Source organism: Paenibacillus sp. FSL K6-0276 (assembly GCF_037977235.1).
Taxonomy (GTDB): Bacteria; Bacillota; Bacilli; order Paenibacillales; family Paenibacillaceae; genus Paenibacillus_AQ.
This window is the reverse complement of the sequence record NZ_CP150276.1, coordinates 2,263,615-2,281,999: the sequence shown is the minus strand read 5'-3', so window position 1 is coordinate 2,281,999 and position 18,385 is coordinate 2,263,615. Positions and strand designations below refer to the sequence as shown.

Annotated in this window: 15 protein-coding genes and 1 pseudogene; 8 read left to right on the top strand and 8 right to left on the bottom strand. The window is 45.2% G+C overall.

The window, feature by feature from the left end:
- The first annotated feature begins 99 nt into the window (after positions 1–99).
- The 4 genes from MHH52_RS10340 to MHH52_RS10325 all read left to right on the top strand — a co-directional run bounded on the left by MHH52_RS10340 (position 100) and on the right by MHH52_RS10325 (position 5,424).
- Positions 100–1,350, top strand: a complete 1,251-nt coding sequence (locus MHH52_RS10340; RefSeq protein WP_340008391.1) for an ABC transporter substrate-binding protein — start codon at positions 100–102, stop codon at positions 1,348–1,350.
- A 93-nt stretch (positions 1,351–1,443) separates the two neighbouring features.
- Positions 1,444–2,334 carry a sugar ABC transporter permease gene (locus MHH52_RS10335; protein WP_313638861.1) on the top strand — a complete coding sequence of 297 codons (891 nt, stop codon included), beginning with the start codon at positions 1,444–1,446 and terminating at the stop codon, positions 2,332–2,334.
- Between the two features lies 1 nt (position 2,335).
- The gene (locus MHH52_RS10330; RefSeq protein ID WP_340008389.1) at positions 2,336–3,154 is read left to right on the top strand and encodes a carbohydrate ABC transporter permease; all 819 of its coding nucleotides are present in this window, start codon (positions 2,336–2,338) and stop codon (positions 3,152–3,154) included.
- A 23-nt stretch (positions 3,155–3,177) separates the two neighbouring features.
- On the top strand, positions 3,178–5,424 hold the full coding sequence (locus MHH52_RS10325; protein ID WP_313638859.1) for a TIM-barrel domain-containing protein: 2,247 nt from the start codon (positions 3,178–3,180) through the stop codon (positions 5,422–5,424).
- A gap of 303 nt (positions 5,425–5,727) precedes the next feature.
- On the opposite strand, the pseudogene MHH52_RS10320 reads toward MHH52_RS10325, so the two are convergent.
- The 4 genes and pseudogenes from MHH52_RS10320 to MHH52_RS10305 all read right to left on the bottom strand — a co-directional run.
- Positions 5,728–6,247: pseudogene (locus MHH52_RS10320) on the bottom strand (TetR/AcrR family transcriptional regulator); the annotation flags it as partial.
- Between the two features lie 23 nt (positions 6,248–6,270).
- On the bottom strand, positions 6,271–7,815 hold the full coding sequence (locus MHH52_RS10315) for a response regulator (protein WP_340008388.1): 1,545 nt from the start codon (positions 7,813–7,815) through the stop codon (positions 6,271–6,273).
- The gene (locus tag MHH52_RS10310) at positions 7,812–9,638 is read right to left on the bottom strand and encodes a histidine kinase (RefSeq protein WP_340008386.1); all 1,827 of its coding nucleotides are present in this window, start codon (positions 9,636–9,638) and stop codon (positions 7,812–7,814) included. The genes MHH52_RS10315 and MHH52_RS10310 overlap by 4 nt, the downstream gene beginning before the upstream one ends.
- Positions 9,639–9,772: 134 nt before the next feature.
- Positions 9,773–10,111 (bottom strand): hypothetical protein, encoded by a 339-nt coding sequence (locus MHH52_RS10305; RefSeq protein ID WP_340009884.1) that lies wholly within the window; start codon positions 10,109–10,111, stop codon positions 9,773–9,775.
- On the opposite strand from MHH52_RS10305, the gene MHH52_RS10300 reads away from it, so the two are divergent.
- The 4 genes from MHH52_RS10300 to MHH52_RS10285 all read left to right on the top strand — a co-directional run bounded on the left by MHH52_RS10300 (position 10,023) and on the right by MHH52_RS10285 (position 15,087).
- Positions 10,023–11,186: an extracellular solute-binding protein gene (locus MHH52_RS10300; protein WP_340009589.1), complete on the top strand. Its 1,164-nt coding sequence runs from the start codon at positions 10,023–10,025 to the stop codon at positions 11,184–11,186. The two genes, MHH52_RS10305 and MHH52_RS10300, sit on opposite strands and share 89 nt — an antisense overlap.
- 89 nt (positions 11,187–11,275) lie before the next feature.
- Positions 11,276–12,148 carry a sugar ABC transporter permease gene (locus MHH52_RS10295; protein WP_340008384.1) on the top strand — a complete coding sequence of 291 codons (873 nt, stop codon included), beginning with the start codon at positions 11,276–11,278 and terminating at the stop codon, positions 12,146–12,148.
- Complete coding sequence (locus MHH52_RS10290; protein ID WP_340008382.1) at positions 12,145–12,966, top strand: carbohydrate ABC transporter permease; 822 nt, start codon at positions 12,145–12,147, stop codon at positions 12,964–12,966. Before MHH52_RS10295 ends, MHH52_RS10290 begins: the two co-directional genes overlap by 4 nt.
- A 12-nt stretch (positions 12,967–12,978) precedes the next feature.
- On the top strand, positions 12,979–15,087 hold the full coding sequence (locus tag MHH52_RS10285; protein WP_340008380.1) for an alpha-galactosidase: 2,109 nt from the start codon (positions 12,979–12,981) through the stop codon (positions 15,085–15,087).
- Between the two features lie 149 nt (positions 15,088–15,236).
- Here the strand turns inward: MHH52_RS10285 and MHH52_RS10280 are convergent, their stop codons facing one another.
- From MHH52_RS10280 to MHH52_RS10265, 4 genes are all read right to left on the bottom strand, one after another.
- Positions 15,237–16,334 (bottom strand): mandelate racemase/muconate lactonizing enzyme family protein, encoded by a 1,098-nt coding sequence (locus tag MHH52_RS10280; protein ID WP_340008378.1) that lies wholly within the window; start codon positions 16,332–16,334, stop codon positions 15,237–15,239.
- Positions 16,335–16,396: 62 nt separating this feature from the next.
- Entirely contained in the window at positions 16,397–16,747 is a 351-nt protein-coding gene (locus MHH52_RS10275; protein ID WP_340008376.1) for an L-rhamnose mutarotase, read from the bottom strand.
- Positions 16,747–17,517: an SDR family oxidoreductase gene (locus tag MHH52_RS10270; protein ID WP_340008374.1), complete on the bottom strand. Its 771-nt coding sequence runs from the start codon at positions 17,515–17,517 to the stop codon at positions 16,747–16,749. Before MHH52_RS10270 ends, MHH52_RS10275 begins: the two co-directional genes overlap by 1 nt.
- A gap of 3 nt (positions 17,518–17,520) precedes the next feature.
- Positions 17,521–18,381 carry an amidohydrolase family protein gene (locus MHH52_RS10265; RefSeq protein ID WP_340008372.1) on the bottom strand — a complete coding sequence of 287 codons (861 nt, stop codon included), beginning with the start codon at positions 18,379–18,381 and terminating at the stop codon, positions 17,521–17,523.
- Positions 18,382–18,385 lie beyond the last annotated feature (4 nt).

Here is an 18,385-nt window from a genome sequence, read left to right as displayed (position 1 = left end):
TTTTTTACACCAAAATGATTAACGTACATCATTTCTAAATCATTCCAGTCATATTCAAACTCATTTTAACCCATATTAACTATCAAAGGGGTCGTAAAAATGAAGAAAAAAACATCCATTATTCTAATTGCTATGATGGTCGTAAGTCTCATGCTTACCGCATGTGGAGGCACTCAAAACAGCACCAAGAGCAACACAGGTAAAAATGAAGCAAAAAAACAAGTCACATTCTGGTATTATTTTGGCGGAAATGAAGAAACTGCGCTTAAAGAAGCCATTCAAAAATACAACAGCTCGCAGGATCAATATGAAGTCCTCGGACAATACGTGCCATTTGGTGATATGAAGAAAAGATTATCCGTCGGTCTCATGAGTGAAGAGCTGCCGGATATTGTAACCATCGATAATCCTGACCACGCTTCTTTCGCCGCTGCTGGAATATTCGAAGATATTACAGAACGCATGAATGAATGGGGTCAAAGTGATCAATACTTGGAAGGCCCTCTGGAATCCGCTAAATATAATGGTAAACTCTACGGTCTTCCATTCACAAGCAACACGCTTGCCCTCTTCTACAATACCGATATGTTTAAAGAAGCTGGAATCACTGAACCGCCAACAACCTGGAACGAGCTTCGTGAAACAGCTAAGAAGTTAACTACTTCTGATCGTTATGGCCTCGGTTTTGCGGCTGTTAAATCAGAAGAAGGTGCTTTTGACTTCCTCCCTTGGCTTTTGTCAACCGGCGCAAACTATGACAGTGTGGATTCTCCTGAAGCTGCTCGCGCATTCTCTTTCTTAACTGATCTTATTAAAGACGGATCCGTCAGCAAAGAAGTTATCAACCTTGCTAATGGCGATACCTTGAAGCAGTTCTCCTCCGGAAAGCTGGCTATGATGGTGAACGGACCTTGGAACATTGCCGGCGTGAAAACCGATGCCCCTGACATGAACTTCGCTATTGCCAAGCTGCCGAGCGACAAACAGGAAGCTTCCGTTCTCGGCGGTGAGAATATTGCGATTATTAAAGGAAATAACGTAGATGGTGCCTGGGATTTCTTGAGATGGATGTCTGAAGCAGATCAACTCGAATCCTTCCTCGTACAAACAGGTTACTTCTCACCTCGTAAAGATGTTGCTGAGAAGTCGGATCACTGGAAAAGCGATGAGTATTTAAGCGTCTTCCTGGAGCAAATGCAATCTGCACAGCCTCGCGGTCCACATCCTAAATGGCCTGAAATTTCCTCCGTCATTCAAGAGGCATATCAAAAATCGTTCAGTTTGGCGATGGACCCAGCCGACGCTGCTGCTGAAGCCGGACAAAAAATCAAACAAATTATTGAGAAATAATGCAATAAAGCAACAAAGACTCCATTCTTCCTTCTCCATCGGCCCTTATTCGGGTGATGGAGAAGGACAATCCCTTAGAAGGGGGCAGGACTTGTGGAATTAAATAAAAGAAATCTGCTGATCAGTCTAGCCTATGTCGTTCCAGCGCTTATTTTTATGCTTGTATTGATCGGTTATCCGCTTTTCTACAATATCAAAATCAGCTTTCAGCATTTGGATTTGACTACGTTAAACGATCCTAATATCGCATTTGCAGGTCTCGATAACTACCGTAAAGTAATTAATCTTGACTCTTTTCAAATCGCCTTTAAGAATACTTTCTTCTTTACATTCTGGAGTATTTTTCTTCAATTTACGATTGGATTCGCACTTGCACTGTTCTTCAATATGAAATTCCGTCTAGCAGGGATTCTGAGAGGCTTAACACTTGTGTCTTATCTCGTTCCAATCGTAATTACATCATTACTATTTAAATTCATGTTCAATCAAAGCGTTGGGATCATTAACTATGCTCTACTCTCCATAGGTATAGTGGATCAGCCGATAGAATGGCTGACTCATACAGGCCTTGCTATGTGGAGTGTCATTATCACAAACGTTTGGGTCGGAGCGCCGTTTAACATGATGCTGCTCTCAACGGGTCTATCTTCAATTCCAGACGATATTTATGAAGCGGCGTCCATTGATGGGGCTAATAGATTCAAGCAATTCATTTATATGACCCTTCCTATGCTTCGTCCGGTTATTATGGTCGTTATTATGATGGGCTTTATATTTACATTTAAAGTATTTGACTTGATCTTCGTTATGACTGCCGGCGGTCCGGTAAATGCGACTGAAGTACTCTCGACCTTGGCCTATAAGCTGTCCTTTGATCAATTCAATTTTTCTCAAGGCGCAGCGGCTTCCAATATCCTATTTGTCATTCTGTTTATAGTCAGTCTGATTTACTTGCGCATGGTTCGCAGCGATGAGGTGATGTAAGATGCGAAGATCAAAAGAGATTGTATTAAGCATTGTTGGAATCATTATTGTAGGTGCGCTCCTGTTCCCTATTTATTGGATGATCGCCAGTTCATTTAAAGTACAAGGCGAAATTTTTCAGGTTCCGCCAACTCTCATTCCAAATGAATGGTATGTGGAAGGCTACACCTCGCAACTTAGCGGCGCTCTTGGAAGAAGCTTTATTAACAGTTTAATTGTAGCGCTCAGCTCAATGGCAATCGTCGTTGCGCTGGCTATCCCTGCATCCTACGGATTGGCAAGATATCCGGTTCCCGGTAAGAAGTGGATGATATTATTCTTCCTTGTCACGCAAATGTTGCCGGTAACCGTAGTTCTCACACCGCTGTTTATTTTATTCAAGAATCTTGCATTACTCAACAGCTTGGCAGCACCAATTCTTGCTACTGCAACGCTAGGTATTCCTTTCTCAGTACTTATCCTGCGTACCTATTTCTTGAACGCACCTAAAGAACTGGAGGACGCAGCGATGATTGACGGTTGCAATCGGTTCACCGCGTTCCTGAGAATCATGCTCCCTATTTCTTATCCGGGAGTCATTGTATCGGCCACGTTTTCCTTCTTATTCGCATGGGGCGATTTGATTTACAGCATGACCTTTATTAGTAACTCCGATATGTGGCCATTAACGGCGGGCGTATACAATTCCATGGGCAAATACGGAATTCAGTGGAACAATCTATTGTCCTTTGCTACCATCACCGTCCTCCCTGTTCTAGCCATATTCATCTTATTGCAGCGCTATATCATTAGCGGACTTACTAGTGGAGCAGTTAAATAAATATATATATAGGTGGGGAAATCATGAAGCATTATCAAACTAGCAGACTTAATGAAGCCATTGATGTTAGCATTCCGTTTCATCAATCGGATACACTCAATTTTATGGGAGACCATGTCACTAACTTTGATCCGCAAACCAACAGCGGCACGATGAAGTGGCTTCGTTCCACTCGCAAGCCTAGACTTGCGTTCAATCAATATGACTTCTTTATCGAGGAATCCAATTACTGGGAATTTCCAGTAGAATACCCGGAATCGCCGGAAATGCCTTTTGACATTTCCTTTGTCACACCAAGAACAGCTCGTATACGGATACAAACCCGAAAAAAAGTAGCTAAAGAGCAGCCATCTCTGATGATTTCTGGAGAAATTAATGACGATAAGTCCTGGGAATCTGCTAAGCAAAGTGATCAAGGCTATGTTTGGGAGAGCCAATTCGGGAAGGTTGAGCTTAGACTTAACCCTTTCCACCTAACTTTTAAAGACGCGAACGGAAAAGTGTTGACGCAAACCTGGCATCATAAGGATACTTTTAGCTTGCAAAACATGTATCCTGTCCCATTCTCATTTGCCCGTTCGATTGAAGATATGTCTCATAAAATAGCAGCTACCTTTACACTTTCGCCAGGCGAGAAAATCTATGGTACTGGTGAATCCTTTACCGGCTTAAATAAACGTGGTCAGCGCATCGACCTATGGACCCGAGATTCACTTAGCGTTCAGACTGGCGATATGTATAAACCTATACCTTTCCTTTTAAGCAATAAACAATACGGTATGTTCATTCATTCCTCTGCTCCGATGACACTCGATATCGGAAAAGAATACGATGCGGCCAATACAATTTATATGGATGATGATAATCTGGATTTATTTTTCTTCTTCGGCGACCCGAAAGAGGTGCTGACCGAGTATACCGCTTTAACAGGCAGAAGTCCGCTTCCGCCCCTATGGTCATTTGGTCTATGGATGAGTCGGATTACGTATGACTCGGAAGCTCAGACGAGAGATGTAGCTCAGAAGCTTCAGGATAACCAAATCCCGTGCGATGTCATTCACCTGGATACAGGCTGGTTTGAAGAGGATTGGCGCTGTGATTATGAATTTTCTCATACCCGATTTGATAATGCGCAGCAAATGATTGATGACCTGCGCAAGCAAGGATTTCGAATCAGTCTATGGCAAATTCCGTATTTCACTCCAAATAACCGCTATTTCCAGGAGCTGATTGATAAAGGGCTTGTCGTAACTGATCCTGATGGAAATCTGCCTACAGCGGATGCGATTCTGGACTTCAGCAACCCGGAAACCGTAGCCTGGTATCAGGAGAAAATTGCTAAGCTGCTTGAAATGGGCGTTGCCGCCATTAAAGCTGACTTTGGTGAAGGTGCGCCTATCTTCGGTCGATTCCATTCCGGTCAAAGCGGCCGATTGGAGCATAATTTATACCCGCTCCGCTACAACAAAGCTTTAGCCGATGTAACCGAGCACGTCAACGGCGAACATATCATTTGGGCTCGCAGTGCTTGGGCAGGTAGCCAGCGCTACCCGATCCATTGGGGCGGCGATACGGAGAACACAGATTCAGCGATGCTCGCTTGCTTAAGAGCGGCTCTGTCAATCGGTCTGAGCGGCTTCACATACTGGAGTCATGATATCGGTGGCTTTGTGAAGGAAAGCCCCGAGGCGCTTTACCGCCGCTGGATGCCCTTTGGTATGCTGACATCCCACAGTCGTTGTCACGGTGCCCCTCCGAAGGAGCCGTGGGCTTACAGTGACTCCTTCATGGATGACTTCCGCGCCGCTGCGGAAATGAAGTATAAGCTTATGCCTTACATTTATTCGCAAGCGTATTTAAGCTCGCAAGCAGGCCATCCGCTGCTCAGAGCGATGTTCTTGGAATTCCCGGATGATCCGACCTGCTGGATGATCGAAGATCAATACTTCTTTGGCTCCGATATTCTCGTCGCACCACTGTTTGAAGAAACGGATAATCGCATCGTATATTTGCCAGAAGGACAATGGGTGGATTATCAGACTGGAGCCGTATATAAGGGGCAGCAATGGATAACGATCGAGGCCGGCCAAATTCCAATCATTATGCTCGTTCGTGCCGGAGCTTCAATCCCTCATGTAGAGCTGGCACTCACGACGGATCACATCGATTGGGACCAAGTTAGTATGATCGCTTATACGGCAGACGGAAATACAGAGGGCAAAGGCAAGTTCTATCACCCTCTTCGTGAAGAATGGGTTGAAGTGAATTAAATTTTTGTGGAACTAATCCAATCAAGATTACCTAGTCTAGAAACACTAAAGAAGTAGGGCATGCATGATCCCCTACTTCTTTATTTGTTACTTATACTTACTCGAGCTTAACTCGCTACACTTGCTACTCCATATTTACTACTCTTTCGTAGTTTGACACGAATAAAGCAATATCTGATATGATTAAATCACGTTTACAATTTGGAAGTTTATTACGTTTATTACGTTGTTTAAGTAATGTTATAAAGGAGTACAGCTATAACATGGTAAATGAGTAAAGCATTATTGGAAAATAAAAACGTCTTATGACGTCATGTGGTAACTGCTTTGACTTAGCATTTTGACATGTGCAACCGCAGCGGGCATTATATCTTCAAACGTCAAGCGATCCTGAATATAAAAAGAAATGAAACCATGCATGCCTAAAAACATACTGAGCGGAAAAGATGGGTTGCTCTCAAGCGGATGACACTCTTGCTTCAAAAACTGGCGTACGATAAAGTCGAACATATAGAAGCATTTAGCTTGTTCGCTACGGCAGTAAGAGAGTATTTCCTCATCCCGAAGTATGAACATGATCTCGTATTGGTACGGATGGTCCAGACCAAATTTGATAAACTCCAACATCAGTTTTTCTACCGTTGTTAAACCCTCAGAGGGAGCATCTTTGGTAACCTGCTGACAAAGCTGAGATAAAAGATCGAAGTCCTGCACCACAATTGCATAGAACAATTCCGCTTTTTCCTTGAAATGATAATATTGAGAACCGTGGCTATAACCCAAATGCTGCCCGATACCTAATGGAAATTCCGCGATATCCTTTCTATTGGCACCGAGTGGCCCTTCTCAAGCTTGGCGATCACGATACTCCGAAGGACTCATGCCAGTCGCATTCTTAAAAATACGGCTGAAATAGTGTTGGTCGGGATACCCAACTATTGTGGCAATTCGGCCGACTTCACTTTGCGGATTTTCGCGGATTAGCCGTTTCGCTTCTTCGATCCGCAGTTTAATCATATATTTGAGCGGTGTTCCGTTGTATTTTTTCTTGAACATTTTGGACAAATACGATGAAGTAAAATGAAACTTCGCAGCCAGTTCCTCGAGGTTAATGTCTTGTGTGTAGTTTAGTTCCAAATAGTTGGCGACTTGCTCCACCAGTTTAAGCGTATCTTGATCCTCTTCCCCGATCGAAACCATATTCTCTACGAGTTCCCATACCTCGATGTAGAACGAGGGAAGCTCCCGACAAACGGTCAGTTTGGCGAACAACTCGATCTCTCGCGAGAACAATTCAGCTTCGGATAGTGCCCCCGTCTGCAAATGAACGGACCGGATCAGATGCATGGTTACCTTCTCTAACATCCGCTGCGTGTATCCCGCCTTTTCCCATTGATCAAAAGCTTGGAAAACCTCAATCTTGAGCGAATTCGTCTGACCGGCTTGAATAAATGCGCTCACTTTGTTCCTAAGCACTTGATCTAACAGATGAGTTGCAGATTGGATCTCTTGCTCGCGTGGAGCAAACAGTAGGCTTGATCTGCACGGCACCAATTCACGTTCCATCAGGTTTCTGACGGTCTGTGCTTGCTCCCAAATCTTTGCCCGAGTCACGAATAAATCGAGATGACCAATATGGATGGGCAGCCCACTGGTTCGATCAGCAAAGGAAGCTTGAATCTGCTTAGCCATGGCATGGAGATCTTCCTCTCGCTTCTGGTCGGCGGATACAAGCAGAAATTTCTGGTTAGGTGCTTTCTCATCGACCGCAACCCAATATTCGTCTGGGCCGACAACATGCCTCACTACCAATTCTAGGGATACATCTTTCCAAAGCTCACGGAAATACTTGTATTGGTCCGGGGGAATAATGGACGCGCATAAGTTCCCGATGCAGATCAAAAATATCGCAAACGGTTGATTCGGGTTCGCCGTCGACGAATGGATTTCCTCCTGCCCTCCGTTAATTGAGGACGTCAACAATTCCCTCCTCATTCGATGGTTCCGCGTTAGTAAGCTTTTGCTGATATCCTTCAAACACTCGTTCAGGGCTTCGGCACTTACCGGCTTAAGCAGGTAATCGCGTACCCCCAACTTCATTGCGGTCTGGGCGTAATCGAATTCGTTATAACCGCTGATGATGACGAAATGAGTCTCCGGGAGAGATTCCTTGATTTGTCGAACCAATTCCAGACCACTCATCTTCGGCATCTTGATATCGGTGAAGACGACATCTGGCTTCTGCTCCAAAATAACCTTTACCGCCTCCATGCCGTCCGAAGCTGACCCGACGACCTCATACTCTTCTGATCGCTCGATTTTTTGCGCGATATTCCTCCGGATTTTGGGTTCGTCTTCTACGACCACGACCCGATGTTTGGTAGTGTTCATATTGGCTTATCTCCTCGTTCATGATGGACGCTTAGTGTGACGAGCGCGCCTCCTTCCGGATGATTGGAGACGTTCATCGCGAAGCGGTTTCCGAACAATAATTTTAACCGGGTGTAAATGTTCATCAGTCCCATTCCATTGATGCGCAATGCTGGAATTTTGACCGTGGAATCCATCGTCTCGAACTGTTTTCGAAGCTGAGCAAGACTCTCTTCCTCGAACCCATGTCCATTGTCTCGAATGCTCAGCTCCCAGCGATCCTCTTTTACGGTGCCGGTAATCGAGATAACCCAGGGGGGATCGACGTGAATTCCGTATTTAATCGCGTTCTCCACGATTGGCTGGACGATCAGCTTAGGAACTTCAACATGACTGAGCGCTGCTGGTACTTCAATCGAGAACCGAATATTATCCTCGTAACGCAGCTGCATGAGATTTAAATAATTTCTCGCATGTTCAAGCTCTTCGGACAACGGAACAGGGGCTGCATCGCTCGACGAAATGTAGCGCAGCATTTGGGCCAGCCTCTCGCAACATCCCACGATCGAGGTCTGCCCTTGGTCTTCGGCTAGAATACTAATGTTTGTGATCGTATTGTAGAGAAAGTGCGGATTCATCTGCGCCTGCAGTGCAAACTTATGGGCTTCCAGTTCGTGCTCGCGTGACGCGACCGTCTCCTCCAGCGATTCCTGCAATCGCAGCCTCATTTCGTTGAACGCCATATTCAAATGCTCCAATTCGTTTAGACGGGCAGGTACTTTAGCCTGAGGCTTCGGAGGGAGCGTGTTTAGACTCAACAGCTTAATAGATTTGTGCACTTGTTTGATAGGAATCGTCAGCGATCTTGACACCAAATAGGATATCGCAAGTGTGACGAATAGAGTCAGGATTCCCAGCACGAGAATCGCATTGCGAAAATTGTTGACGGGAGCCAGCAGCCTGCTTTTCGATTCCGCGGCGATGACCGTCCACCCCGACAAGTCGGATGCGCTGTAGGCGATAATATTACTATTTTTCCCATTCGAGTTGATAACCTTAGCCGAAGTATCGCTGTTAATACGTTCTTTCACTAACTTCCACCAGGTTTGGGCATTGGCCGCCTTAGCGACCGAGTCGATCGGATAGACCAACCGCCCTTGTTCGTCGAGGACGTATATTTCAATGTCCTTATTCTTCTTTAAATCCGGATGGGCCTGCGCGTTATCGATAATTCGAGTAAACACTCCGTAATCCTGCTGCACCTCCAGAATGCTGTCCACTTTCTCGCTCCAATTGGGCGCAAAAGCCCTACTCAGGGAGATAACGAACTCATCTCCTCTGTTCCAAGAATCCGGATGTGGGAGAGAGATGTCTTTTTTTCCGTTCTGGAGAAGCGTGTCTCCGACCCACGAGGTCGTGGCGATCCTTTTCGCAGGAAGCACCGAGAATCGGAAATCATCGCCGATGCTCGCAAATTCGCCAGTTATGCGAAACATATTGATTTGTCTGAAGGGTTTGTCGTAACCGATAATGGGATAGATAATATTGTTGAACCGGCGCTGTTTGTCGATGGACGACTTGTTGATTTGAAACATTGAGGAGTAAAAAAGCTCATGAAGCGGCTCAGAGAATAGAACTTTGGTAGAGATGGAGTTCATGTTTCTGATCTGGGTATCGAATTCGATAGAGATGTGTCCTGACAATTGAAAGAGCGATTCGGACGCCTTTTTCTGCAGTATACCGGAGATGTAGAAGTAGAAAGAAACAACTATGACTATGACGACGACGATGATCAACATCGAATAATTGTAGAACAGCTTCGCTTGAATGCTTTTTGTTCTCATCCTATGAAAACCCTTTCTCCCAAAGTACTCACATTATAGCGCTCGATTTCGAGAGTTACAAATATTAGTTTTTAAAAATCAGGTATTTCAAAAATATCCACATGAAAACGCTTAAAACATCCATGTCACTTCCTTTATTTATGTTTTATGATGGATTCAAGGTAGGCCACCCCAAAGACAGAAATTAACAAGGAGGCGTCATTTGTAATGATAAACGTAAAGAAGAACAAATGGACCAGCGGCATCATCGCATCGGTCGCATTGGTAAGCTTGTTGGCTGGTTGCGGATCTAATGGTGCGAACTCGAACGCCTCACCCTCAACTTCAACAAATGCGCCCGCAACGGAGAGCGAGTCGACCAGCACCCCGATTAAACAAGATGGAGTGACGATCACGGTCGCGACTTCTGCGAACTGGACCAAGGATATTGATAAAGAGCTCGCCAAAGAATTTGAAGCGGCATCCGGCAACAAGATCGAATTCCAAGTGTCCCCGGACGACCAATACGTGAACGTTCTGAAAGCGAAATTCCAAACAGGCGAAGGGCCAGACGTTTACTTAACCGCGAGCGGCGTAGCGATGGAACAATTTATGCCGGACCAGCATGCACTAGATCTTAGCGGCGAGCCGTGGGTTTCGCGTTATGCGGATTGGGCGAAAGCCGGCACAACCTATAATGGTAAAGTCATTGGGTTTAACACTTGGTCCGTAGACGGATGGGGCGTGCTGTACAACGTTGCCTTGTTCGAGCAAGCTGGAGTTGCAGTGCCGAAGTCTTACGACGAATTCGTCAAAGTCTGTGAAGCTTTGCTTGCTAAAGGTATTACACCGATTTACGAACCGGGAAAAGCGGAGTGGCACCAAGAAGTCCTGTTGAACACCATGGGCTCCTTGCTCTTGAAAAAAACGCCCGACATTTATGATCAATTTAACACGAACCAAGCAAAAATGGCCGATCAAAAGGAACTCGAGATCGCTCTGACGCAACTCAAAGAAATAGGAGACAAAGGATTCTTCGGAAAAGACTTTCTGTCCCAAACTTGGGAGAACTCAGTCGATGCCATGGGCTCTGGCAAATACGCTATGATGCTGACATATTCGACGTTCCAGAACGAAGTGCTGGCCAAATATCCGGACTCCAAAGCTGATACTTGGCAGATGTTCCCTCTTCCGCTCGCGGACAACAAAACTTGGGCCATCAGTTCTGGCGGTGTCGTGCGCTCCATCAACAAGGACTCGAAAGTCATTGACGCAGCCAAACAATACTTTGCATTCTTAGCTCAACCGGACATCCTGAAGAAGTATTATGCCGCCCGTCCGGATCTCGGACCGATCTCCTTTACGGGCGTGGAAGGCAAAACTACTAATGCTTATACCTCTGTCATCGCGAACTCGACTGACGGCACGGGGCTGGACTTCGAAGGTGGCGTTAAGTTCTGGAACCAATCCGTCATCGGTAAATTGGTTCAGGACCTCTACCTCGGAGGCAAAACGCCGAAGCAAGTGCTTGAAGCCATCGATTCAGATCGCGCGAAAATGTTCCAATAAACAGCAAGTAAGTGGAGCTCGGCGGGTAGACGAAATGATCTTCCGTCGGGCTTCATTTCTATTCCAACAGAACTTTAGGAGAAAGCCTTATGCAAAATCATAAACTCTATAGCCGGCTTTTCTTGCTTCCGGCCTTTGTACTCTATACGGTTTTGTTCATCCTTCCGGTAATCGGAGGACTGTATTATTCGTTCACGAACTGGTCGGTCACTAAACCAATGATTTCTTTTATCGGCTTTGATAATTACAGGGAAATCTTCTTCTCATCAGGTTCTTATCTGAAAAGCATTTATCATACGCTCTCTTTTACAATGTACACCGTAATTTTCAAGGTGATTATTGGCTTAGGGTTGGCTCTTCTGCTGAATGAAGGATTAAAAACAAAAAAAACATTAAGAACATTGTTTTTCCTGCCGTATACGTTGTCGCCGCTCATTATTGGTATACTGTTCGTCTCTATTTTGGGACCGGACGGACCACTGAATATAATTCTAAGATTTATTGGACTAGAACAGCTAACGCATAGCTGGCTAACCGAGAAAAACGTCGCGCTCGGGTCCACGATGGGAGTTGAGGTGTGGCGAATGGTCGGATGGAATATGGTTATTCTTCTCGCCGGACTCCAGACGATTCCGAAATCCTACTATGAAGCATCTTCCTTGGACGGCGCAAGCAGCTGGAGACAGTTTCTGAGCATCACCATCCCCTTCCTCATGCCAACGCTAATGATCGCGACGATCCTGAATATCATACACGGTCTTCGCGTATTCGAAATCGTCTATGCCTTGACCAACGGAGGCCCTGGCGATCTGACAGAAGTAATCAATACACAGGTCTACAGGGAGTTTTCCGTGGGAAGATACGGCATGTCCAATGCGCTTAGCATGGTCGCCTTCGTGTTTACGCTCATCATCGCGTATCTGATCAAGCTTGTGTCTTCGAGCGAGGAGGCTTCTTCATGAGACAAAAACCGATTTTGCTAATCCTTAAAGAGTCTTTCACTTGGATCCTCGGATTATCGATTCTGTTCCCTTTGTATTTGATCATCGCGAATTCACTGAAGACGACGCAAGAAGCGACTTCCATCGACTTTCGCTGGCCACACAAACTGCAATGGGCGAATTACAGCGAGGCGTTCGCAGGAGGCAATCTGATTCGTTCCTTCTTCAACAGTATGCTGATGTCCTCCGTATCCGCGGCAATCAGCATTCTCGTCACTGCGATGGCTGCTTTTGTTCTCGTGCGCAACAGGGACAAATGGAACAAAGTGATCTATAACTACTTCTTCATCGGATTGGTCGCGCCGCTTAACTATGTCACGACCATCAAGGCCTTACAGATGCTTCACCTGCAAAATACTTTTCCCGGTATTATTCTCGTCTTCGCGACCCTGGGAATTCCGTTCGCAGTCTTTCTTTTTTACGGTTTTATCAGTAGCGTGCCCCGGGAATTGGACGAAGCGGCGATCATCGACGGCTGCGGACTGGGCCGTCTCTTCTTCAGTGTCGTTTTCCCTTTGCTTACTCCGGTTGCGATTACAGGGTTTATTCTGAATTTTCTCGGAGCGTGGAACGACTTCGTCACTCCGCTCTATCTCCTGAATCGCCAGAACAAACTAGGCATGATTAACTCGATATACGAATACTTTGGCATGCATTTCAATCAATGGAACATGATCTTCACCATTATCGTTCTTACTATGTTGCCAGTCTTGGTACTCTATCTGCTTGGCCAAAAATATATTATTTCCGGCATGGTCTCGGGATCGCTGAAAGGATAAGGAGTGAACGTCATGATTAAACACGATTCCGAACGCCGATTATGGGTGCTTGAGGGGGAACGTTCCGCGTACGTGTTGGGACTAAGCCCTTCGGGCACGGTCGTGCAGACTTATTTCGGGGAGAAGCTCCCCTTCTTGTCAGACTACCCGGATCCGGAGCTTGTCTCCGAATATCCATATACGCTCGGCAGCGAATTGTATCAAGAATCGTATATGGGCTGGGGGAAAGCCCTCTTCAACGAGCCCTGTTTGAAGGCGACGTTCGAAGATGGCGTCAGGGACGTCAAGCTAACATTCGTCGATGACGAGCGATCGGATTGTCTACTATCGCTCCGACTGAAGGATGCCTACTATCCGCTTGAAGTCGTTCTCCATTATCGAATTTTCCCGAAATACGATCTGATCGAAATGCGTAGTGAGATTCTGAATTCTGGCAATGAAAGCATAGTCCTAGAGCAAACGCTCTCGGGCTCCCTCTATGTGCCACGTGACGAAGAATACCGGCTAACATACCTAGCAGGTAAATGGGCCGGGGAGACACAGCTTAACCGGATTCGTCTCCCCGACGGTAAGCTAGTGTTAGAAAGCAGACGGGGAACGACAAGCCACTATTACAATCCTTTCTTCCTGTTAGACCCAGGTGGAATTGCACAAGAAGACTGTGGAGACGTCTATTTTGGGGCGCTCGCTTTCAGCGGAAACTGGAAAATAGCAATCGAAAAAGACAGGCTGGGCATGACCAAGATCAGCGCAGGTGTCAACGACTTCGACTTCGAATGGAATTTGAAGCCTGGGGAAATATTTGCAACTCCCGGTTTCGTCATCGGATTCACTAGCGGAGGTTTCGGCTCCGCTAGCCGTAATCTCCACCGTTATCAACGGGAAGTCGTTCTTCCGGCTGAGCATCGTTCAAAGCCTCGGAAGGTGCTCTATAACTCTTGGGAAGCCACTTCGTTCGAAGTAAACGAGGAGCAACAGATCAAACTGGCAGAAATCGCAGCTTCCACTGGCGTCGAGCTGTTCGTCATGGATGATGGGTGGTTCGGCGCACGAAATTCCGACCGAGCCGGCCTTGGCGATTGGATCGTTAACCACGATAAGTTCCCGAACGGCCTTCAGGGACTGATTAAGAACGTAAATGAATTGGGTATGGACTTCGGATTATGGATCGAACCGGAAATGGTTAATCCCGACAGTGATCTGTACAGAGCGCACCCAGACTGGGTTTACCACTTCCCGACCCGGGACGGCACACTTATTCGTAATCAGTTTATTCTCAATCTAGCCAGAGCGGATGTTCGAAATTATCTTTTCGATTGCATTGATCGTCTGTTGACAGAGAATAATATTTGCTTCGTTAAATGGGACATGAACCGTAATTTCAGCGAGCCGGGTTACCCGTCGGCGCCGCGAGAAGAGCAGAAAGAAATTTGGTTCAGGCATACCGAAGGCGTGTACGAAATCGCCCGAAAGCTCAAGCAGGCGCACCCTAAAGTTGTTCTCCAATCTTGCTCCGGCGGCGGCGGACGGGTCGACTTAGGCATTCTACGTTACTTCGACCAAGTCTGGACGAGCGACAATACAGACGCCTTCGACCGGCTGAAAATTCAAGAAGGCTTCTCCTTCGCGTATACCGCTAAAATCATGGAATCATGGGTCACCGATGAAGTGAACTGGATCAGCGGCCGCAAGCTTTCCTTGACCTACCGTTTCCATAGCGCAATGATGGGTAATCTCGGTATCGGCGACGATTTGCGGAAATGGAACGCGGAAGAACTAGTAGAGGCGCGGAAACTCATTCAACTCTACAAAGAAATCCGGTACATCGTACAAGACGGAGAGCAATATCGACTGAAATCGCCAAGCGAGGGTCAGCTGACAGCAGTCATGTACGTAGACGAGGCCCAAGAAGAAGCTGTTGTTTTCACCTTCTTGCACTCGCTAAACTTCATGAATGAACTTCCGAGACTGCGGCTGAAGGGATTGCGAGAGGATAGCTTGTACCAGATTGACGGCATGGAAAGACGGAGTAGCGGACAAGCGCTGATGAGCGTGGGTTTAAAGCTTCATTTGAAAGGCGATTATCAAAGCAAGGTTATTCGGATACAGAAGGTTCGCTAAAATAAAGAGGCCCATGTGATCGCTCGCATGGGCCTCTTTATTTTTAGTTAAATACCTTGAATCCGTCCAACACCATCCAGTACCCGGATTTCTTGAGGCGTAAGTTACGATAGGTTTGACGATGCTAATGCCTGTGAATCATTACTTTATTATCTCACGCGATACTGATCAAACAACGTTGGTATAATCTCCGTTGATGCACCCGGCATTTGAGGAAGTATGTAGTGCCCATTGACTACAGTAGCCGGCTCCACAAAAATATGACGGATCCAAGGAATGTATTCCAGCATGATCGCACCTGGTGTTGATGCAACCAAATGCTGATGAATTTGCCCCATATCACCAACATGCGGACAAATCGGAATATCGTATGAAGCAGCTAAACCTGCTACCTGTTTCCATTCCGTAATCCCACCAACACGCGTTACGTCTACTTGGCAATATTCGAGTGCCCCTTGATGGATGTAATCCCGGAAAGCGTATTTCGTATAGACATGTTCACCTAATGCAATAGGTACATTCAATGCATCGGCCAGCTTCTTATGTCCCATAATATCATCTGGATTTAAAGGTTCCTCTAGCCAGAACAAATCAAACTCCTCTAACTTCTTCCCCCATGTCATCGCTGTATTGATATTCCACTGTTGGTTCACATCGATCATGAAGATGGTTTGATCTCCTATCGCCTTACGAACAGCTTTACACCGATCATAATCCTCATGAGAATCTGCTTTACCTACTTTAATTTTAACTCCAGTAAAGCCCTGCTCTACAATTTCAGTAACGTCCTTGATCAAACGTTCTTTGGACCAGTTCAACCAGCCACCGTTCGTATTATAAGCTTTTATTTGTTTGGATTTATGTCCACCAAGATACTGCCACAGCGGTTTGTTGGAAGCCTTCGACATAATATCCCAAAGTGCAATATCTACTGCGGCCAAGGCCATATGAGTAACTCCCGCTCTACCAATCCAATGCATTTTACCAAAACGTAGCTCATCCCAAATCTCTTTAACCATAAACGGATCTTTGCCAATTAATAAAGGAGCGTAATAACGATCAATCGTATCAACGATCATATCATCACCATGTGCACATGTTCCTGTATACCCATACCCAACGAAACCTTCATCTGTAAAAACCCGAACGCCCGCAAGTCCCCAATGTGTAGCAACATTAATAGCATCCGTAATTGGTGGTGTAATCGGTACGTGTAAAACGAAACTTTCTACTTTTGTAATTTTCATATTTTTCATCCCCTAGTTATAAATGAAATAATATATCCTTCATGATCAATAGCAGAAAATTTTTAATTCATATGGAAAACCTCTTCCATGCTCGCCCACCATTCACTCTCTAATGCAGACTTCACTTTATACTGACAAGGATCTGTCAATCTCCACCACTCTTGTGTATGTGGATCTGCAGCAATCTTGGCCATATCAGCCGTATAGTCATCCCCTGTATATTCAAAATAACTGAACAAAAAGCCATCCCTATAGAAAATGGAGTAGTTCTTAATGTTGCACTTCCTTAATCTATCCAACACCTCGGGCCATACGGATGCGTGTAACGATTTGTATTCTTCAAGTTTCTCATCCTTTACATGAATAACGCTTCCATATCGAATCATTGCATTCCGTCCTTTCCAATAACTCATTAGTAGCCTAAAGCTGCTCCTCCATCAACAGGGAGTGCTATACCCGTAACAAATCCAGATAAATCACTCGCTAAATACAACACTGCTCTTGCAATCTCTTCCGTTGAGGCACATCTTCCCAATGGATGCATATCGATTAAATCTTGTACTGTAGTTGCCGGATTGGGCTGTTGTCCGATCCACTCTTCTAATAACGGCGTCATTACACCTGCTGGACATATGCAATTGACACGTACTCCATCGTTTGCATAATCCAATGCTAATGCTTTAGTCATGGCTATAATTGCGCCTTTTGAAGCAGAATACACCGGATTTTGCTTTTGGCCTAACAAGCCGCTTAATGAAGCCATGTTCACAATGCAACCAAGGTTTTCTCTAATTGAAGGAATACAAAATTTAATCATCAAATAGACACTCTTCAAATTGATATCTAAGGTGCGAGTCCATTCTGATTCAGAGATGTCTTCCAAGTATTTTGGTAATACCACAGCAGCATTATTGAAAAGAATATCAATTTTCCCAAACTTATTTAGAACCAGTTCTACTAATTGTTTGACTTCAATCTCCGATGAAACATCCGTTTTCACAGCATAAGCAACAGAATCCCCACAATGAACTGAATGAATTTCCTCGACTACCCTTCTTGCTTCAGCATCATTCCAGTCCGCAATGATAACTTTGGCACCCTCACTAGCAAATAATTTGGCAGTCGCTTCTCCAATCCCGGATCCACCGCCTGTAACAATAACGACTTTCCCTTGTAATTGCATAGGCTACACTCCAGTTTCAATAGAATGTGATATCTCCAATTGATAAAAACGAATCGCATTATTCCCAAAAACATCGTCTAATTCTTGTTCTGTAAGCGCTTTAGGTAGATTGTTTAACAAAATGCTTACTGCTTGATCATAGCTTGCTGCAAGTAGACAAACTGGCCAATCACTGCCGAACATGACTCGATTCAGTCCAAACGCTTTTGTGGCATGCATGACATAAAAGTTAAAATCAGATTCTACCCAGTCCGATATATTTCCTTCGGTAACCATGCCTGAAAGTTTGCAATACACCTGCGGATATTGGGCTACCTCCATAACCCACTCTTGCCAAGGTGAGATTACTTGCTGAGAAATTTGTGGCTTACCTATATGGTCAATGACCGCATTTAAATTTGGCACAAGCTCGAGCAATTTTAATACAGCTGGGAATTGTGCAGCATGGATCAATAAATCAACGGGGAATCCCAATGTCTCTAACCATTTTAAATGATGAAAAACTAGAGGACGTTGCAAATATTCCGCAGCATCGATACTTTGAAGCATTAAACGAACGCCGATAAAATATGGATTTTTACGCAAACGTTCAAATGTTTCCACGAAATTGTCCTGTTCAAAATCCAACCACCCCACTACACCAGCAATTGAATCATGGGTCTGACATAGACTTAGAAGAAATTCAGTTTCCTCAACAGTCGCTGCAGCTTGAACAACAATTGTTTTCGTTAGTCCATGTCGTATTAATGATTCTGTAAGGTCATTTGGCATAAAATCCCGATACAATGTAGGAACTTCTGGTGTAAGCCATCCGTAATCGTTTCGACTTAATTGCCAATAATGCTGATGTGCATCAATTCTCATGCTT

Bases quoted from the DNA above. Each gene is read 5' to 3' on its own strand.
- MHH52_RS10340 (WP_340008391.1), top strand. From the start codon at position 100: ATGAAGAAAAAAACATCCATTATTCTAATTGCTATGATGGTCGTAAGT.
- MHH52_RS10330 (WP_340008389.1), top strand. From the start codon at position 2,336: ATGCGAAGATCAAAAGAGATTGTATTAAGCATTGTTGGAATCATTATT.
- MHH52_RS10325 (WP_313638859.1), top strand. From the start codon at position 3,178: ATGAAGCATTATCAAACTAGCAGACTTAATGAAGCCATTGATGTTAGC.
- MHH52_RS10315 (WP_340008388.1), bottom strand. From the start codon at position 7,815: ATGAACACTACCAAACATCGGGTCGTGGTCGTAGAAGACGAACCCAAA.
- MHH52_RS10310 (WP_340008386.1), bottom strand. From the start codon at position 9,638: ATGAGAACAAAAAGCATTCAAGCGAAGCTGTTCTACAATTATTCGATG.
- MHH52_RS10295 (WP_340008384.1), top strand. From the start codon at position 11,276: ATGCAAAATCATAAACTCTATAGCCGGCTTTTCTTGCTTCCGGCCTTT.
- MHH52_RS10290 (WP_340008382.1), top strand. From the start codon at position 12,145: ATGAGACAAAAACCGATTTTGCTAATCCTTAAAGAGTCTTTCACTTGG.
- MHH52_RS10285 (WP_340008380.1), top strand. From the start codon at position 12,979: ATGATTAAACACGATTCCGAACGCCGATTATGGGTGCTTGAGGGGGAA.
- MHH52_RS10280 (WP_340008378.1), bottom strand. From the start codon at position 16,334: ATGAAAATTACAAAAGTAGAAAGTTTCGTTTTACACGTACCGATTACA.
- MHH52_RS10275 (WP_340008376.1), bottom strand. From the start codon at position 16,747: ATGAGTTATTGGAAAGGACGGAATGCAATGATTCGATATGGAAGCGTT.
- MHH52_RS10270 (WP_340008374.1), bottom strand. From the start codon at position 17,517: ATGCAATTACAAGGGAAAGTCGTTATTGTTACAGGCGGTGGATCCGGG.
- MHH52_RS10265 (WP_340008372.1), bottom strand. From the start codon at position 18,381: ATGAGAATTGATGCACATCAGCATTATTGGCAATTAAGTCGAAACGAT.